This is a genomic window from Sphingomonas sp. BK580, from assembly GCF_014194975.1.
In the GTDB taxonomy this organism is placed as follows: Bacteria; Pseudomonadota; Alphaproteobacteria; order Sphingomonadales; family Sphingomonadaceae; genus Sphingomonas.
The window spans coordinates 191,872-209,621 of sequence record NZ_JACIAY010000006.1 but is presented as its reverse complement, the minus strand read 5'-3'; the positions used below and the strand labels follow the sequence as shown (position 1 = coordinate 209,621).

General features: G+C 71.2%; 13 protein-coding genes. 5 read left to right on the top strand and 8 right to left on the bottom strand.

Annotation, left to right across the window (positions count from 1 at the left end; translation table 11 throughout):
* Positions 1-82 precede the first annotated feature (82 nt).
* Positions 83-1,537, top strand: coding sequence for an efflux transporter outer membrane subunit (locus FHY05_RS12905; RefSeq protein WP_409321753.1), 1,455 nt, complete (start codon positions 83-85; stop codon positions 1,535-1,537).
* 18 nt (positions 1,538-1,555) lie between these two features.
* Here FHY05_RS12905 and FHY05_RS12900 read toward each other — a convergent pair whose 3' ends face one another.
* Both FHY05_RS12900 and FHY05_RS12895 read right to left on the bottom strand, forming a co-directional pair.
* On the bottom strand, positions 1,556-2,476 hold the full coding sequence (locus FHY05_RS12900; protein WP_183944828.1) for a hypothetical protein: 921 nt from the start codon (positions 2,474-2,476) through the stop codon (positions 1,556-1,558).
* Positions 2,477-2,532: 56 nt separating this feature from the next.
* Positions 2,533-3,339, bottom strand: coding sequence for a glycosyltransferase family A protein (locus tag FHY05_RS12895; protein ID WP_183944826.1), 807 nt, complete (start codon positions 3,337-3,339; stop codon positions 2,533-2,535).
* 56 nt (positions 3,340-3,395) lie between these two features.
* Here FHY05_RS12895 and FHY05_RS12890 point away from each other — a divergent pair, with 56 nt between their 5' ends.
* On the top strand, positions 3,396-4,454 hold the full coding sequence (locus tag FHY05_RS12890; protein ID WP_183944824.1) for a glycosyltransferase: 1,059 nt from the start codon (positions 3,396-3,398) through the stop codon (positions 4,452-4,454).
* Positions 4,454-5,266 (top strand): glycosyltransferase, encoded by an 813-nt coding sequence (locus tag FHY05_RS12885; protein WP_183944822.1) that lies wholly within the window; start codon positions 4,454-4,456, stop codon positions 5,264-5,266. The genes FHY05_RS12890 and FHY05_RS12885 overlap by 1 nt, the downstream gene beginning before the upstream one ends.
* A 197-nt stretch (positions 5,267-5,463) precedes the next feature.
* On the opposite strand, the gene ubiG is transcribed toward FHY05_RS12885, so the two are convergent.
* Positions 5,464-6,216: a bifunctional 2-polyprenyl-6-hydroxyphenol methylase/3-demethylubiquinol 3-O-methyltransferase UbiG gene (ubiG, locus tag FHY05_RS12880; protein WP_183944821.1), complete on the bottom strand. Its 753-nt coding sequence runs from the start codon at positions 6,214-6,216 to the stop codon at positions 5,464-5,466.
* A 51-nt stretch (positions 6,217-6,267) separates the two neighbouring features.
* Between ubiG and FHY05_RS12875 the strand changes: the two genes are divergently transcribed.
* Positions 6,268-7,560 (top strand): aspartate kinase, encoded by a 1,293-nt coding sequence (locus FHY05_RS12875; protein WP_183944819.1) that lies wholly within the window; start codon positions 6,268-6,270, stop codon positions 7,558-7,560.
* 189 nt (positions 7,561-7,749) lie between these two features.
* Here the strand turns inward: FHY05_RS12875 and FHY05_RS12870 are convergent, their stop codons facing one another.
* From FHY05_RS12870 to FHY05_RS12860, 3 genes are all read right to left on the bottom strand, one after another.
* A complete protein-coding gene (locus FHY05_RS12870; protein ID WP_311732476.1) occupies positions 7,750-8,796 on the bottom strand; it encodes a glycosyltransferase family 2 protein in 1,047 nt (348 codons plus the stop codon).
* A gap of 49 nt (positions 8,797-8,845) precedes the next feature.
* Positions 8,846-9,847, bottom strand: coding sequence for a M48 family metalloprotease (locus FHY05_RS12865; RefSeq protein ID WP_183944815.1), 1,002 nt, complete (start codon positions 9,845-9,847; stop codon positions 8,846-8,848).
* Between the two features lie 393 nt (positions 9,848-10,240).
* Positions 10,241-12,361 carry a bifunctional (p)ppGpp synthetase/guanosine-3',5'-bis(diphosphate) 3'-pyrophosphohydrolase gene (locus tag FHY05_RS12860; protein ID WP_183944813.1) on the bottom strand — a complete coding sequence of 707 codons (2,121 nt, stop codon included), beginning with the start codon at positions 12,359-12,361 and terminating at the stop codon, positions 10,241-10,243.
* 198 nt (positions 12,362-12,559) lie between these two features.
* Between FHY05_RS12860 and FHY05_RS12855 the strand changes: the two genes are divergently transcribed.
* Positions 12,560-12,943, top strand: a complete 384-nt coding sequence (locus FHY05_RS12855; protein WP_260181543.1) for a helix-turn-helix domain-containing protein — start codon at positions 12,560-12,562, stop codon at positions 12,941-12,943.
* A gap of 18 nt (positions 12,944-12,961) precedes the next feature.
* Here FHY05_RS12855 and FHY05_RS12850 read toward each other — a convergent pair whose 3' ends face one another.
* A complete protein-coding gene (locus FHY05_RS12850; protein WP_183944810.1) occupies positions 12,962-14,485 on the bottom strand; it encodes a lipopolysaccharide biosynthesis protein in 1,524 nt (507 codons plus the stop codon).
* Between the two features lie 274 nt (positions 14,486-14,759).
* A complete protein-coding gene (gene polA / locus FHY05_RS12845) occupies positions 14,760-17,525 on the bottom strand; it encodes a DNA polymerase I (protein ID WP_183944808.1) in 2,766 nt (921 codons plus the stop codon).
* Positions 17,526-17,750 lie beyond the last annotated feature (225 nt).

Genomic DNA, 17,750 nt, shown 5'->3' with positions numbered 1-17,750 from the left:
CTCCTCCCGTCATCCCTGGCTCGAGGCAGGGGCCATGGTGCCGCGGGCACCACAGCCGTCCTGCACGCGGGGCGACGGATCCGTGGCCGAGCCCGGGAGGACGGTCGCAGCGGGGCAAGCCGCCGATCGGCGCTCCCCCCGTCGCCTCGCCCACGCGCTCCTGCTCCCGCTCCTCGTCGCCGGCTGCGCGCTGCCCGGCCCGCGGCGCGCGGCGCCGCCCGACGCCACCGTGACGCCGCCGCCGGCGTGGCGCAGCGCGCTCACCGCGCCCGACGCGTCGCCGGTGAACGCGCTGTGGTGGCAGGGTTTCGGCGACCCGGTGCTCACCGCTTTGGTCGAGCGCGCGTTGGCGAACAACCTCGACGTGCTCGCCGCCGCCGCGCGCGTCGAGGAAGCGCGCGCCGCCGAGGCGCTCGCGCGTGCGCAGCTGCTGCCCCAGCTCGGCGGCACCGTGCCCGAGACGCAGGGGCAGTCGATCAGCGCGCTCGGCACCACCGCGCGCTCGGCCGCGGTGCAGCCCGGCGTGCAGCTCAGCTACGACCTCGACCTGTTCGGGCGGCTGCGCCAGGCCAGCCGCGCCGCGCGCGCGCAGCTGCTCGCCACCGCCGCGGCGCGCGACACGGTGCGGCTCGCCACCGCCGCCACCGCCGCCTCGGGCTATGTCACGCTGCGCGCGCTCGACCAGCGGCTGGCGATCGCGCGCGCCACGCTGGCGGCCCGCGCCGAGGCGCTGCGGATCGCGCGGCGGCGCTACGAGACCGGCTATGCCTCGCGGCTCGAGTACCGCCAGGCGCAGGCGGAATATGCCGCCACGCAGCAGCTCGTCCCCGCCGCCGAGCTGGCGATCGCGCGGCAGGAGAACGCGCTGGCGCTGCTGACCGGCGACTCGCCGCGCGCGGTGGCGCGCGGGCTGGCGCTCGACCGGCTAGCGACCCCGCCGCTGCCGGGCGGGCTGCCCGCGCAGCTGCTGCGGCGCCGTCCCGATCTCTACCAGGCCGAGCAGACGCTGGTGGCGGCGGACCGCACGCTCGACAGCCAGCGCGCCGCGATGCTGCCCAACCTGTCGCTGACCGGGGCGGGCAACCTCGTCCTCTCCACCGCGCTGGCGCAGCCGGAGGTGATCTTCTCGCTTGGCGCGAGCGTGCTGGGGCCGATCTTCGACGGCGGGCGGCTGCGCGCGCAGGAGCGAGTCGCCACCGCGCGGCGTGACCAGGCCGCCTATGCCTATCGCCGCGCCGCCTTGGTGGCGTTCCGCGAGGTGGACGACGCGCTGGTCGGGGTACGCCGCACGGGAGAGCAGGCCGACGCGCTGGCGGCGCAGGCGGCGGCGTCGCGCGGCGCGCTGGAGAACGCAACCAACCGCTATCGCGCGGGATACTCGGCGTATCTCGAGCAGCTCGACGCCCAGCGCACCCTGCTCACCGCCGAGCTGTCGCTGGTGCAGGCGCGTGCCGACCGGCTGACGAGCTATGTCGCGCTGTATCAGGCGATGGGGGGCGGGTGGACGCCGGCGGACGTGGCGGCGGTGGTGCGGTGAGACAGCGCGCTCGGCGAGTTAGACCGCACGCTCCGCCTCTTCCTCCGCCGCCAGCGCCTCGCGGCTCTCCACCTCGGGCTGCTTCCACAGCGCGGTGAGCAGGTAGAAGACCAGATTGCTCCCCTGCGTCAGCGCGCCGCCGGCGAGCAGCAGCCCCGCCATCGCCTCCCGCGGTCCGTTGATCGTGCCGCTCATCTCCAGCGCGGCGCTGAGGAACAGCAGGTCGCGGTTGGGCACGATCGGCAGCCGCGAGATCACCATCTGCGCGGTGAGGAACACCAGCCACACGCTCCACGGCTCCTGCGGCAGCACGACGGCCCATTGCGTCGCCTGGAGCAGCACCACGCCCGCGATCCGCGCCACGTGGATGGCGAGCACGCGTGCCGCGAGCGGCAGCGGCATCGCGATCAGCTGGCGCCGCAGCCGGAACAGCAGCGGCACCAGGAACACCGCGCCGACGCCGCCGGCGATCAGCAGCGCCGGGCCGGGATCGAGCCACGCCGCGATTCGCCGCCCGTTCCCCGCCGCAGCGAAGCCGAGCAGCAGCAGCAGCGTCACCAGCCCCGACGACACCGCCGAGAGGATCGCGTTGTCCTTGAGCCCGATCGCGATCGTCTTGCTGCGCAGCCCGATGACGCGCCGCAGCCAGACGAAGAGGTAGAGCTCGCCGGAATAGCCGACCAGCGCGCTGTTGAGGATGCGCTTGCGCACCAGCACCGGGAAGGCGCCCGGCAGCGGGCGCGCGAAGATCGTGCGGAACACCGCGATCTCGGAGGCCGGCAGCACCAGGAAGGTGACGACGAACAGCAGGTAGAAGAGCGGGTTCGTCGGCAGCGAGCGGGCGACCTGGCTCCAGCCGATCGCGTTCACCTTGAGCACCATCCAGGTGACCATGCCGGCGAAGAACAGCATCCGCGCCGCCCAGCCGAGGCGGCGCACCCAGGGTTTCTCGCCCCACGCTCGCCACCCGGTCGCGGGCGGCGCGTCCGCCTCGCTCAAAACAGCCCCAGCGCGCGCGACTGCGCGACATAGGAGTCGAACGCGGCGCGCTGCTCGGGAGTCAGCCGGAAGGCGGAATAGCCCGCGGTGGTGCCGGTCCACTGGCGCAGCTTCCACTCGACGATCTGCGCCGGGCGGAGCGCCAGTCGGCGCTCGAAATGCCCGCGGTCCCAGGTGTTGCTGCCGTGGAAGCAGCGGATCAGCAGATGTGCCTCGGCGCGCGGGATCAGCGCGGTGCCGAGCCGCAGCCACGCGTCGCGGAAGGTGCTGTCCTCGCCCTTCCGCTCCTTGGGGTAGCGGATGTCGTCGCGGCGGCGGTGGACGATCGTGCTCGGGGCACCGCCCTTGAACCAGCTGAGATAGGGCCGATCGAGCCAGGCGGGATCGTCGAGGTGCATCAGCGTCGCCTCGGCCCAGACCGCGGCCTTGTCGCCGAGCGTCTCGACCGAGCGCGCCAGCCGCTGCGGCGCGAACCAATCGTCGTCGTCCCAATGCGCCATCAGCGCGCCGCGCGCGAGATCGAGCGAGAGGTTGCGCAGCTCGCCGAGCGTCGTCGTCGGGTTCTTGGGCAGGCGATGGTGGATCAGGCGGTCGGCCGGCACGCGCGCGAGGATCGGCGCGTAATCCTCGCTGCCGTCGTCGACGATCACGAGCTCGCGGTTGGAATAGGTCTGCGCCAGGAAGCAGTCGACCGAGCGCTCGGAGAGGCGGCGGCGGTCGGCGGTGACCATCAGGCAGGAGACGCGCGGCCCGGCGTCGTCGAACGGCCGGTCGGCGCGGGCAGGGGCGGGAAAATCGTTCACGGGCCTCAACCTAGGCAGCGCGCGTCGGCGCTGGTACGGGCATGCGACCCGGGCCCATGACACGCATCATCTTCGTCCTCACCTATCCGACCTACCACGGCGTCGCCGATCCGGCGGAGTGGCTGCGATGGGACAATCGCGACCGTCGGATGCCCGCGCTGTTAGCCGCGATGGGGGTGGATGTCGAGTTGTGGGGCGTCGCCGAGGCGGCCGCCGAGCATCGCCCGGCGGCGCCGATCGGGCTGCCCTACACGATCCGGCTGTTCGCGCGCAGCGGCGGCGGGGCGAAGTCGCGCGATCACTATAGCGACGCGATGGTGGCGGCGGCGCGCGCCGATGCGGCCGACCTGTTCGTGCTGATCGGCACCAACGGCGGCGCGGGCTATCGCCTCTATGACCGTTGCCTTCGCCCCGACCGGCGGCGCTTCGCGCTGATCATCGGCGGCGATTATTGGAGCCGGCTGGTGCCGCACGCCAGCCTGCTGCTGACCGAGAGCGCGGTGCAGGAGGAGGCGCTGACGGCGGGCGGCTGGCTGCGCCGCGCGATTCCGCGCGAGCGGATGGAGCGATTGCCCAAGACGATCGACACCGAGCTGTTCCGGCCCCAGGCGGCCGAGCGCGCCTGGGACCTGTTCTCGGTCAGCCGGGTGACGCGGTGGAAGAGCTTCGCCGAGGTGGGGGCGCTGTCGCGCCAGCACCGTGTCGCGGTCGCGGGCGGGGGACCGCAGGAGGTGGTGATGAAGCGGCGCTATCCCGCGATCGACTGGCTCGGCCACGTGCCGCACGCGCGCGTGCCCGACCTGCTGGCGCAGACCGGGCTGTTCTTCCACGCCGGGCGACGCGACTATTTCCCACGCGCGATCCCCGAGGCGATGGCGTGTGCGCGCCCGGTGGTCGCCTTCGCCGACCGGATCGGCGCCGACGTGCTGCCCGACGAGTGCGGGCTGCGGGTGACCGAGCGCGACTACCGCCCGCTGGTGGCGGCGCTGCTGCGCGACGAGCGGCGGATGGCGGAGATGGGCGCGGCGGCGCGCGCGCATGTGCTGGCGACGCACGGGCCGCGCTCGAGCGCGCCGGCGTGCCGCACCTTGCTGCGGCTGGCCGAGGCGCGGTGATGCGCTGGACCTTCGTCATCGCCTATTACAATGAGGAAGCGTATCTCGCCGCGACGCTCGCCAGCCTCGCCGCGCAGATACTGCGACCGTTCCGGCTGGTGCTGGTCGACAACGGCTCGACCGACGCCTCGCCGACGATCGCGCGCGCGTTCGCGAGCGAGGGGATCGAGCTCGTCCATCTCAGCGAGCCGCGCCCGGGCAAGATCGTCGCGCTGGAGCGCGCGATGCCGGCGATCACGACCGAGTTCGTCGCCTTCGGCGATGCGGACACCGTCTACCCGCCGCATTATCTCGCGACGGCTCAGGTCGCGCTGGACGCCGACCCGCGGGTGGTCGCCGCGATGGCCACCGACGTGCCGTCCGACCCGGTGAAGGCGCACCGCAAGCGGCGGCACAACCAGCTGGTGAGCCGCTTATGGCCGAAGCAGACCCACACCGGCGGCTTCGGCCAGACTTTCCGCACCGCCGCGCTGGTGACGGCCGGCGGCTATGCCGAGCGCCACTGGCCGTACGTGCTGATGGACCATGAAGTGATGCAGCGAGTGGTGCAGCAGGGGCGCGTGGTCTACCCTTATGACCTGTGGTGCGTGCCGTCCGACCGTCGCGGCGACCGCCGTCGCGTGCGCTGGACGCTGGCGGAGCGGCTCCTGTACCATTTCACGCCGGCGGCGGCGAAGGACTGGTACTTCTACCGTTTCCTCGGGCCGCGGCTGGCGCGGCGCAAGCTCGGTCACCTCAATCTGCGTGAGAAGACGTGGGAGGGCGAGATAAGCCCCTCACCGCGCCGGGGCGGCGGCGGCACGGCGGTCTGACGCCGGCGCGCGCCGCGCACGAGCGGACAGGCGGGTGGGGCCGCTCCACCACGCTCCGCTGCCCTATCGATAGAGTACGCGTCTCGCCTCCGCTCCCCAGCACCGCGGGGGATTGCGGGTCGGGCGCACGCCGACGCCGAGGCGCCGAGGACGGATCCGGAGGTTGCGGCCGGATCGCGAACGATCGGAGGCCCCGCTTACCGCACCGCCGTCACGAAATAATCCAGCGCCGTCGAGCTCCCGAGCGCGAAGCCCTTCGTCCCCAGCGTCAGCCCGGTGACATCGGTGACCCTCAGCCCCGCCTCCGTGATCATCGCGCCGAGTTCATCCGGCGTCAGGAACTTGTCCCAATCGTGCGTACCGCGCGGGATCTGCCCCAGGACCTCGGCCGCCTCGACCAGCGCGGCGCGCGACAGCCAGGTGCGGTTGGGCGTGCTCATCACCAGCAGCCCGCCCGGCGCCACCGCCTCCGCCAGCGCCGCCACGAACGCGCGCGCGTCCGCGACATGCTCGACCACCTCGAGCGAGGCGACCAGGTCGAACGTCTCGCCCGCCACTGCTTCCACCCCGCCGGCACGATAATCGATCGGGAGCCCGCGCCGGGCGGCATGGTCGCGCGCCACCGCGATGCTCTCCGCGGCGGCGTCGACGCCCGTCACCGCCGCCCCAAGTCGCGCCAGCGGCTCGGCGAGCAGCCCGGCGCCGCAGCCCATGTCGAGCGCGCGCTTCCCGGCGAGCGGCGTGAAGGTGCGATCGTCGAGGTCCCAGTGACGGTCCACCGCGGCGCGCAGGTAACGCAGCCGCACCGGGTTCAGACGGTGGAGCATCGCCGACGTGCCCGCCGGATCCCACCAGTCATGCGCAAGGCGGCCGAAATGGGTCGCTTCCTTCGCCACCACCGAGGCATGCAGCGGCGAAGTGGTTGCGGTTGTTACGCTTGCGTCGGTCATGCGCCCTTCCTATCAGGACGCCCCTCTTCTCCCAAGCGTTTGGATCGGGCATTGGCGCGGATCGTCATGAAGTTCGGCGGCACCTCGATGGCCGGGATCGAGCGCATCCGCTCGGTCGCGGCGCGAGTGAAGCGCGAGGTGGCGGCCGGCAACCAGGTGGCGGTGGTCGTCTCGGCGATGGCGGGCGAGACCGATCGTCTGGTCGGCTTCTGCCGCGAGGCCTCGCCGCTGTACGATCCGCGCGAATATGACGTCGTCGTCTCCGCGGGCGAGCAGATCACAAGCGGCCTCCTCGCGATCGCGCTACAGGCGATCGACGTGCCGGCGCGCTCACTGCTCGGCTGGCAGCTCCCGATCCGCACCGACACCGCCTTCGCCAAGGCACGCATCGACACGATCGACACCGACGCGCTGGAAGAGAGCTTCGCCGCCGGCGCCGTCGCGGTGATCCCGGGCTTCCAGGGCGTCGCGCCGGACGCGCGCATCACCACGCTGGGGCGCGGCGGCTCCGACACCTCGGCGGTCGCCGTCGCGGCGGCGATCCGCGCCGACCGCTGCGACATCTACACCGACGTCGACGGCGTCTACACCACCGATCCACGGATCGTGCCGCGCGCGCGCAAGCTCGCCAAGGTGACCTACGAGGAGATGCTCGAGCTCGCCTCGGTCGGCGCGAAGGTGCTCCAGACCCGCTCGGTCGGGCTGGCGATGAAGGAGAAGGTCCGCGTTCAGGTACTGTCGTCGTTCACCGGCGGCGCTGACGGGGATGGAGCGCCGATGGCGGACACGTTGCCCGGCACGATGATCGTGGGCGAAGAGGAGATCGACGACGTGGAACGCCAGCTCATCACGGGCATCGCGCATGACAAGAACGAGGCCAAGATCACGCTGACGCGCGTGCCCGACCAGCCCGGCACCGTGGCGAGCATCTTCGAGCCGCTGGCGGCGGCGAACATCAACGTCGACATGATCATCCAGAACATCGCGCACCAGAGCGCGAGCGACGGCACGAGCAGCACCAGTGCCACCGACGTGACCTTCACCGTCCCCGCCGCCGACTTGGCGCGCTCGATCGAGGCGCTCAATCAGGCGCGCGAGACGATCGGCTTCGGCGAGCTGATCCACGACACGCGCGTGGCCAAGATCAGCGTCGTAGGCGTGGGCATGCGCAGCCACGCCGGCGTGGCGAGCACGATGTTCACCACGCTCGGCGCGCGCGGGATCAACATCCAGGCGATCTCGACCAGCGAGATCAAGGTATCGGTGCTGATCCACGAGGACGAGACCGAGCTCGCGGTGCGCGTGCTCCACACCGCCTACGGGCTGGACGCGGAGGCGGCTTAAGACGCCTGCCATCGCGCGCGGCCTATATGGTCAGCGCCGTCGTGCCGTCCTCGGGCCGCAATCCGATCCTTCGCGAGAGCAACGCGCGAGGCGTGCGCGGCACAACGAATCCCAGCTCACGGCCGGGACGACCGATCTTTGGCGGCCGGCGATCGTTCCGCAGGCTGCCGCGAGCCGGGTGCTCTGCGTCTATCCCTCCACCCGCTCCCCCGGCATCGCCGCCTGGAATCCCAGGGTCGCGTGGCTGCCCGGGGCGCCCGCGACGTCGGCGATGAGATATAGCGGGCGCCGCTTCGCCTCGATGTAGAGCCGGCCGAGATACTCGCCGATCATGCCGAGCACGAACATCTGGATCGCCGACAACACCACCACCACCAGCATGGTGGAGGTCCAGCCCTGCACGCGCTCCCCGCTGAAATAGCCGTAGGCGATATAGACCAGCAGCAGCAGCGAGCAGCCCGCCAGCATGACCGACAGATGGCTCGCCCAGCGCAGCGGCGCGGTGGAGAAGCCCGTCACGGCGTCCAGCGCCAGCCGCATCATCTTGGCGAGCGGATAGTTGGTCTCACCGGCATGACGCTCGGCGCGGTCGTAGGCGAAGGGCACCTGGCGGAAGCCGACCCAGGCGACCATGCCCCGGATGAAGCGCGCCTGCTCGGGCAGGGACAGCAGCGCGTCGAGCGCGCGGCGCGACATCAGCCGGAAGTCACCGGTGTCGAGCGGGATCGGCGTGTCCGTCACTCGATCGAGCACGCGGTAGAAGGCGGCCGCGGTCGCCCTCTTGAAGAAGGTTTCGCCCTCGCGGGTGCGCCGCACCGCGTAGACCACGTCGGCGCCCTCGCGCGCCATCACGGTGCGCATGTCAGCGAGCAGCTCGGGCGGGTCCTGCAGGTCGGCGTCGATGATCAGGATCTGCTCACCCGCGCACAGGTCGAGCCCGGCGGTGAGTGCGAGCTGGTGGCCGTGGTTGCGCGACAGGTTGATCGCCACGACGCGCGGGTCGGCCGCGGCGAGCCGCCGCATCGCCGCCCAGCTTGCGTCGCGCGAGCCGTCGTTGACCAGCACGATCTCATGATCGTCGCCCACGGCCGCACGCGCCGCGGCGCTGACCCGCGCGTGCAGGAGCGGCAGCGTCGCCTCCTCGTTGTAGCAGGGCACCACGACGGAGAGCGCGGGCCTGCGTGCGGCCGGGCGCGCCGGGAAAGGGGGGACTGCAGCGGCGGCCGGCGGCGTGATCGCGGGCGGAGGCGCGGACGGGAACATGGGGCGCCGCCATAGCTTACCGTCACTCCTTCGTCACGACCTTTACCAAGCGCCCCGGCGTGAGTCGGACATCGTCGTCGAGCGCGTTGAGCGTCAGGAAGCGCTCGCGCTGGAGCGTGTCATAGGCCATCTGCCGCGCGAAGGTGTCGACCGTGTCCCCGGCCTTGACGGTGCGGACGCGGACGCGCTTCCCGGAGCCCTTGGCGTCATAGGCCAGCCCGTCGAGCGCGCGGAGGAACCGGGTGTCTTCCGGCGGCGGGTCCAGCATCGGCCTGCCGGTCTGCTGCGCCAGCTGCGCGGCGCGGCGCACGCGGTCGGCGCCGTTGGGATGGGTCGAAGCCCAGCTCGGCAGCTGCTGCCCGCTGCGCCCCGCCACCGCCGACTGGAGCCCGGTCTCGGCGTCGAGCGAGGCGAGCATGTCCGCGGCGGCATAGGGGTCATAACCCGCCGCGGTGATGTAGCGTACGCCCAGCGCGTCGGCGGCATATTCCTGCTCGCGGCCGTAGCGCAGCGTGTAGAGCTGCGCGCCGCCCCGCGCGACGGTGCCGGCGAGCTGCCCCGCCGCGCCGTTGCCCGCGACCGCGCCCACCACGCCGGCGAGCACGCTGCCGATCGCGGCGGTGCGGTTGCGCGAGGCGCTGTGCCGCGCCGCGACGTGTCCCACCTCGTGCCCCAGCACCGAGGCGAGCTCGGCCTCCGAGTTCATCAAGGCGAGCAGCTGGCGGGTCACGTAGACGTAGCCGCCCGGGATCGCGAAAGCGTTCTCTACCGGCGAATCGAGCAGCGTGATGGTGAAGTCGCCCTGCGCGTTGGACAGGCCCGACTGCACCGCGACGCGCTTGCCGACGCGCTCGACCAGCGCGACCTGCGGGCCGCCGTAACGGCCGCCGAACTCCTTGACGAGCTGCGGATCGGCCTGCGCGCCAGCGGCGCGGTCCTGCGGCGAGATCGACTGCGCGGCGGCGGGCAGCGCCGTGGTCAGCGCGGCGGTCAACGCGGCGGCGGCGATGAGCTGTCGGTACATGGCTGATCCTCCCGTCGCACCAATGCCACAGCGGGCGCGCGGTTGCAGCGTGTGCGCGGCGTGCTGAACCGATCTGGGGAGATGGCCGGTGCGGCGCTGGCGTGCGCAACGAGTGATCGTCGGTCAGGCGCTCACCACAGCTCCCACCGCGACCGGTCCGGTTCCGGGCGAGCCGGGATCCATCGTGCCGCGCGCACGTCGGCCGCGGCGCGGGAGAGACATGGATCCCGGCTCAGCGCCGGGATGTCGGGTGTTCGGCGGAAAGCCTCTCCCGGTCGCGGGCTACGCCGGGGGCAACCACCGACCCTCCGAGCGGCGACGCGGTGTATCCGTCAACGGACCCAGGATGACGGAAGTGGGGAATGGCGCGCGCGCGGTATCATCGTCGTCCCCTCACACGCGCTCGGCGGCGTTGACCGCCTCGGCGGCGCGCAGCGCGGCGAGCAGTCGCATCAGCTGGTGCGCGTCATGCACCTCGACGTCGATCGTGTTGGTGTGGAAGCGCGTGTCGCGGTTGTCGAGCCGCAGGTTGATGATGTTGGCCTTGTGCTGGCCGATGATCGTGGCGAGCATGCCGAGCGCGCCGGGTTCGTTGCGGACCTCGACCGAGATGCGCGCGGTCGCTCCCTCCGTGGCATCGCCCCATTGCACGTCGATCCAGTCGGTTTCGTCCTCGGAGCGCTCGGCCAGGTCGGCGAGCACGCCGCAGTCGATCGCATGCACCTCGATCGAGGCGTCCGGACGGCGCAGCCCGATGATGCGGTCGCCCGGGACCGGGTGGCAGCATTCCGCCAGCTCGTAGGCGACACCGGGCGCCAGTCCCTCGATCGAGATCGCGCTCGACTGCGGCGGCGCCTGCGCGACATCGGCCCCGGCCGAGCCGGGCATCAGCGCCTCCATCACCTGCGCGTCCGACAGGTGGCGCCGCGCGATCGCCTGGAGCAGCGCGGCCTCGTCGGGCAGCTTGAGCCGCTTGAGCGCCTCGTCGCGTGCGCTATCGGCGAGCGCAGCGGGGAGACGCTGGACGATGTCGTCGTACAGCTTGCGCCCCAAGGCGATCGTCTGCTCGCGCTCGGTGTTGCGCAGGTGGCGGCGGATCGCGGCCAGCGCCTTGGCGGTGATCGCCACCTTGAGCCAGGCGGGCTGCGGCGTCTGCGCCTTGGAGCGCAGCACCTGCACCTGGTCGCCGTTCTCGATCACGGTCGACAGCGGCACCACGCGGCCATTGATCTTGGCGCCCACCGCCTGGTCGCCGAGATCGGTGTGGACCGCATAGGCGAAGTCGATCGGCGTCGCGCCCTTGGGCAGCTGGATCAGCTCGCCCTTCGGGGTGAAGGCGAAGATGCGATCCTGGTACATCGCGATCCGGGTGTGCTCGAGCAGCTCCTCGGGCGTCGCCGCGGTGTCGAGGATCTCGACCAGATCCTTGATCCAGTCCTGCTGCGAGTCGGGGCGCAGCGCCGCGGCGGCGCCGACCGACTGTTTGTACGCCCAGTGGGCCGCCAGCCCGAACTCGGCCTCCGCGTGCATCGCGGGGGTGCGCAGCTGGATCTCGATGCGGCGGTTCTCGGCGTGGATCACGCTGGTGTGGAGTGAGCGATAGCCGTTGCGCTTCGGGGTTGAAATATAGTCCTTGAACCGCCCCGGCACCATCGGCCAGCGGCGATGGATGATGCCGAGCGCGCGGTAACAATCCTCCTCGGTCGGCACGATCGCGCGGAACGCCATGATGTCGGAGAGCTGCTCGAAGCTGATGTGACGCTCCTGCATCTTGCGCCAGATCGAATAGGGATGCTTCTCGCGCCCCGAGACCTGCGCCTCGACCCCGGCACGGCCGAGCAGCAGCTTCAGCCCCGAGCCGATCTTGGCGATGCGGTCGCCGCCCGAGCCCTCCTTGAGCTGCTCGAGCCGCTTGGTGATCGACTGATACGCCTCGGGCTCGAGCTGTTCGAAGGCGAGCGTCTGCATCTCCTTCATGAACTCGTACATGCCGATCCGCTCCGCGAGCGGGGCGTAGATGTCCATCGTCTCCTTGGCGATGCGGCGGCGCTTCTCCGGCTTCGGGATGAAGTGAAGCGTGCGCATGTTGTGCAGCCGGTCGGCCAGCTTCACCAGCAGCACGCGGATGTCGCCCGACATCGCCAGGAGGAACTTGCGCAGGTTCTCGGCGGCGCGCTCGTTCTCGGTCTGCGCCTCGATCTTGCTCAGCTTGGTGACGCCGTCGACCAGCCGCGCGACGTTGCCGCCGAAGATCCGCTCGATCTCCTCGGGCGTGGCGACCGTGTCCTCGACCGTGTCGTGGAGGATCGCGGTGGCGATCGTCTCGTCGTCGAGCCTGAGCTCGGTGAGGATGCCGGCGACCTCGATCGGGTGGCTGAAATAGGGATCGCCGCTGGCACGCTTCTGCGTGCCATGTGCGTTGACCGAGAAGACATAAGCCCGGTTCAACATCGCCTCGTCCGCCTCGGGATCATAGGCGAGCACGCGATCGATCAGTTCATATTGCCTCAGCACCTATCCAATGTGCTTACATCCACGGTGACAATGCAACAACGATGCCGAAAAAAACGTGTCGGCGTGTTGCTTCGCGAGCGGGGCGGCTATCGCCGGGGCGGCCGCCGGGTTAGCGTCGGAACGACGGAGTGGCGTGTGGAACAGCGGCGTTTGCGCGAGAACCTGACCGAATGCAGCCTGCCCGCCGCGCTGGAGGCGATGGGCGAGCGCTGGGCCTTCCTGATCCTGCGCGCCGCCTTCAACGGGCTGCAGCATTTCGAGGAGTTCCAGCAGGAGCTGGGCATCGCGCGCAACATCCTGGCCAACCGACTCGCGCGCTTCGTCGCGCACGGGATCATGGAGCGCGGCGCGGTGCCCGAGGACCGGCGCAAGGTGGTCTACCGCCTGACCGATAAGGGCTGGGCGCTGCTGCCGACGATGGTGGCGCTGCGGCAATGGGGCGAGCGCTGGGAGACCGGCTGCCCCGCCTCGCCGGTGCTGGTCGACGTGCGCGACGGTCGCCCGATCCGCCCCGTGGCGGTGCTGAGCCACGACGGGCGCGCGCTCGGCCAGGGCGAGCTCCACTGGGCGCTCGTGGAATAGCCCGGCCACGGTGGCCGGTCAGCGGATGAAGCTGCCCTCGTTGGGCAGGGTCGCCTCCTCGGCGGTCGGCATCTTGTTGAACAGCGCCCGGTCTTCGGGGCCGAAGGCGTAGCGCCAGATCACGAAGAGATAGGCCGCCATCGTCGCCGGCACGCCGACCGACACCTGCACCCAACGCCACCCCGGCGGCAGCAGCGTGAACGCGCCGCCGACCGCGCCCCCCGCCAGCGCCGCCCACAGCAGCGGCCAGCGCATCGGCGACACCGGCGCGCCGAGCAGTCGACCGAGCACGCCCGCCTTCACGAAGGAGGTGAGCAGCAGCACCAGCAGCAGCGCCACCGGCGCGCCCGCGGCCTGTTCGGTGATGCCGTAGCCGGCGTCGCGGATCAGCAGGATGAAGGCGAAGGACAAAGCGATCTGGAGCACCAGCATCGTCGCGGAGATCAGCAGGTTGCGATGCCGCGCCAGGTACACGAGCGCCGATTCCGCGACCGCGCCCGTGGAGGCGGCCACCTCGGCGAAGAGCAGGAACACCATCGCGGCGGCGCCGCTGGTGAACTGCGGGCCGATCGTCGCCATCACCGCCTTGCGCGGGATCGAGGCGGTGAGCGCCAGCGCGAGCTGCGCGGCGATGATCCAGAACGCCACCTGGCGGACCTGGCGCGCGATCGCGCCGAGGTCGCCGCGCGCGATGCTCCGAGTCACCACCGGGCCGAGGATCGGGTCGAAGCTCGTCTTGAGCCGCTGCGGCAGCGAGGCGACCTGCTGCGCCATGTAGTAGATGCCGACGACGTTGGGGGCGAACAGCGTCCCCAGGATGAGCCGGTCGACGTTGCGGCTGCCCCATTCGAGCGCGTCGGCCCCGGCGAGCGGCGTGTTGGCGCGCGCCATCTGCCACAGCACGCTGAGGTGCGGCGACCAGCCGCTCGGCACGCCGTAGCTGCGCAGCAGCGGCACGATGCTCGCGGTCAGCGCCGCCACCATCGACGCGACATAGGCGAGTACCAGCCCGTCCTTGAGCGTGAAGAAGGAGAAGAGGAAGGCGAAGATCGACAGCGTCCACGGCTCGACGATCGCGCGCGCGGTGACGCTGGCCTTGACGTCGTGGCGATAGGCCAGCGCGGCGAGGCTGACGTCGCTCAGCGCGGGGGCGAGGATGATCAGCGGGAAGAAGCGGTCGAGCCCGCCGATCGCCGAGTTGGGGTACATCGCCTGCGGGAAGGCGAACAGCACCGCGCTGGCGATCAGGCTGGCGACCAGCGCGAGCGCGAGCGCGTCGAACACGACATGGTTGTGCGGCCGCTCCGCCGACGACAGCGCCTGCGCCAGCCCGCGCTTGAGCCCGAGCGTCGCCACCAGCGCGGCGAGCTCGACCACGACGACCGCGATCGCGAACCGCCCCACCAGCGCCGCGCCGTAGAGATGGCCCGCGATGAACAGGAAGGGGATGCGCGCGCCGAGCTTGAGGATGAATCCCGCGACGTTGGTGCGCCCGCCCTTGGCGAGCGCGGCAATGTCGTCGGGCTGGTCGATCGCGGTCATGCGGCGCGAGGACGGTTGCGGGCGCTGATCGCCTCGTGCTCCTGCGCAGGCAGGAGCCCCGCGCCACGGCGGCGGGCGGTAGCGTCCCTGGGCTCCCGCGTGCGCGGGAACACGACGCCTTGCACTCCTCCCGGGCACGGGGAGGGGGACCGCTCGCGAAGCTTGTGGTGGAGGGGGGCTTGCCCCCGGCGAGGCGACCCGCTCGCGGCGCCCCCCCTCCACCAGCCTGCGGCTGGTGCCCCTCCCCGTGCCGGGGAGGAATGCGCGTCCCTACTCAATGCGCCGCCCCCCAGCTCGCGCCGACCCCGATCTCCACGCCCAGCGGGACGTCGAGCGTCACCGCCGGCTCGGCCGCGGAGGCCATCACGCGCTCGATCACCGGGCGCGCCGCGGCGACGTCACCCTCGGGCAGCTCGAACACCAGCTCGTCGTGCACCTGCAGCAGCATGCGGACATGGCCCAGCCCGGCCTCCGCCAGCGCCGGCTCCATCCGCGCCATCGCGCGCTTGATGATGTCGGCGCTGGTGCCCTGGATCGGCGCGTTGATCGCGGCGCGCTCGGCGCCCTGGCGCTCGTGCTGCACCTTGCTGCGGATGCGCGGGAAGTGCGTCTTCCGCCCGAACAGGGTCGTGGTGTAACCGCGCTCGCGCACCTGCGTCAGCGTCTCGGCGATGTAGCGGTTGATGCCGGGGAAGCGCTCGAAATAGCGATCGATCATCGCCTGCGCCTCGTCGGCGGAGATGTCGAGCCGCCCGGCCAGCCCCCAGCGCGAGATGCCGTAGAGGATCGCGAAGTTGATCGTCTTGGCGGAGGCGCGCGTGTCGCGCGTCACCTCACCGAACAGCTCCTGCGCGGTGAGGCTGTGGATGTCGTCGCCGCGCGCGAACGCTTCCTTGAGCTGCGGCACGTCGGCCATGTGCGCGGCGAGGCGCAGCTCGATCTGCGAGTAATCGGCGGCGAGGATCACGTTGCCCGCGTCGGCGACGAAGGCGTCGCGAATCTGGCGCCCGGTCTCGGTGCGGATCGGGATGTTCTGGAGGTTGGGGTCGGTCGAGGACAGCCGCCCGGTCTGCGCCCCGGTCAGCGAGTAGCTGGTGTGGACGCGGCCGGTGGCGGGATGGATCTGCTCCTGCAGCGAGTCGGTATAGGTGTTCTTCAGCTTGGTGAGCTGGCGCCAGTCGAGCACGCGCGCGGCGATCTCGGCGCCGGGCGAGTCCTTGTCGGCGGCCAGCCGTTCCAGCTCGGTGACGTCGGTGGAATAGACGCCGCTCTTGCCCTTGCGCCCGCCCTTCAGCCCCATCCGCTCGAACAGCACGTCGCCGAGCTGCTTGGGGCTGCCGATCGTGAAGGCGCCGCCCGCGAGCGCGTGGACCTGCGTCTCCAGACCGGCGATCTGCTGCGAGAACTCGTCGGACAGCTGCGCGAGACGCTCGCGGTCGACCTTGATGCCGTGGCGCTCCATCCGCGCGATCACCGCCACCAGCGGGCGGTCGACCATCTCGTAGACGCGGGTCGAGCCCTCGACCGGCAGCCGCGGCTTGAAACGGCGCCACAGCCGCAGCGTGACGTCGGCGTCCTCGGCGGCGTAGCGCGTCGCCGCCTTGAGATCGACCTCGTGGAATCCGAGCGCCTTCTTCCCCGTGCCGACCACGTCCTTGTAGGCGATGCAGCTGTGCGAGAGGTGCGTCGCGGCGAGCTCGTCCATGCCGTGGCCGTGGCGCCCGGCGTCGAGGTCGAAGCTCATCACGATCGTGTCGTCATAGGGGGCGACGTCGAGACCGAGCCGTCCCAGCACGATCAGGTCATACTTCAGATTGTGCCCGATCTTGAGCACGCTCTCGTCCTCGAGCAGCGGCTTGAGCTTGGCCAGCGCGAGGTCGCGGTCGAGCTGCGTCGGCTTCTCCGCGAACATGTCGCTCCCGCCGTGGCCGAGCGGGACATAGCAGGCGAGGTTGGGCGCGAGCGCGAGGCTGACCCCGACCAGCTCGGCCAGCATCGGGTCCTTGGCGGTGGTCTCGGTGTCGATCGCGACCCAGCCCTGGTGGCGCGCGACCTCGATCCAGCGGTCGAGCGCGGCCTCGTCGACGACGGTCTCGTACCCGTCGTGGTCGCAGGCGGGTTCGTCGTCCTCGGCGGGGGCGCCGACGGTCTCCGGCTGGGTCGCCTCGGCGACTTCGCCCAATCGAGTGAGCAGCGAGCGGAACCCGTGATGCTCGAGGAACGCGCGCAGCGGCGCCTGCGGTATCCCTTCCGCGGGCAGCGCGAGCGAGTCGAGTGTGTCGGGCAGCGGCACGTCGCAGGCGAGCTCGACCAGCTTGCGGCTCATCCGCGCCGCCTCGGCGTGCTCGATCAGATTGTCGCGCAGCTTGCCCTTCTTCATCTCGGGCGCGGCGGCGAGCACCGCCTCGACGTCGCCGTGCTCGACGATCAGCTTGGCCGCGGTCTTGGGACCGACACCGGGGACGCCGGGGACGTTGTCGACGCTGTCGCCCATCAGCGCGAGCACGTCGCCGAGCTTGTCGGGGCCGACGCCGAACTTCTCCACCACCGCTTCCGGGCCGAGCCGGCGGTTGTTCATCGTGTCGAGCATGTCGACCGAGGGATCGGTCATCAGCTGCATGAGGTCCTTGTCGGAGCTGACGATGGTCACCTGCCAGCCCTGCGCCAGCGCGGCCTTGGTGTAGCTGGCGATCAGGTCGTCCGCCTCCCAGCCCTGTTCCTCGATGCACGGCAGCGAGAAGGCGCGGGTGGCGTCGCGGATCATCGGGAACTGCGGGACGAGGTCCTCGGGCGGCGCCGGGCGGTGAGCTTTGTACTGGTCGTACAGCTCGTTGCGGAAGGTGGACGAGCTCTTGTCGAGGATCACCGCCATGTGCGTCGGCCCGTCGGCCTTGTGCAGCTCGTCGGCGAGCTTCCACAACATGGTGGTGTAGCCGTAGACCGCACCGACGGGCTCGCCGTGCTTGTTGGTCAGCGGCGGCAGCCGGTGATAGGCGCGGAAAATGTAGCCCGATCCGTCGACGAGATAGAGGTGCGGCATCGCGCTGCCCTAAACCGGATTGGCCGTGTGGGAAACCGGGGTTGTGGTCGGCGTGATCCTCCCCCCGTGAGGGGAGTTGGCAGGCCGCAGGCCTGACGGAGGAGTGACCCGGCTGGTGAGTGTCGCCGGACTCACCTCTGGCGATACCCCTCCGTCAGCGCTGCGCGCTGCCACCTCCCCCTTCGGGGGAGGATCGATCGCCCGCTAGACACTGCACCAGCCCCC

What these genes read in the sequence shown, in the direction of transcription:
- FHY05_RS12890 (WP_183944824.1), top strand. Translation starts at nt 3,396, where the DNA reads ATGACACGCATCATCTTCGTCCTCACCTATCCGACCTACCACGGCGTC.
- FHY05_RS12885 (WP_183944822.1), top strand. Translation starts at nt 4,454, where the DNA reads ATGCGCTGGACCTTCGTCATCGCCTATTACAATGAGGAAGCGTATCTC.
- ubiG (WP_183944821.1), bottom strand. Translation starts at nt 6,216, where the DNA reads ATGACCGACGCAAGCGTAACAACCGCAACCACTTCGCCGCTGCATGCC.
- FHY05_RS12865 (WP_183944815.1), bottom strand. Translation starts at nt 9,847, where the DNA reads ATGTACCGACAGCTCATCGCCGCCGCCGCGTTGACCGCCGCGCTGACC.
- FHY05_RS12855 (WP_260181543.1), top strand. Translation starts at nt 12,560, where the DNA reads ATGGGCGAGCGCTGGGCCTTCCTGATCCTGCGCGCCGCCTTCAACGGG.
- FHY05_RS12850 (WP_183944810.1), bottom strand. Translation starts at nt 14,485, where the DNA reads ATGACCGCGATCGACCAGCCCGACGACATTGCCGCGCTCGCCAAGGGC.
- polA (WP_183944808.1), bottom strand. Translation starts at nt 17,525, where the DNA reads ATGCCGCACCTCTATCTCGTCGACGGATCGGGCTACATTTTCCGCGCC.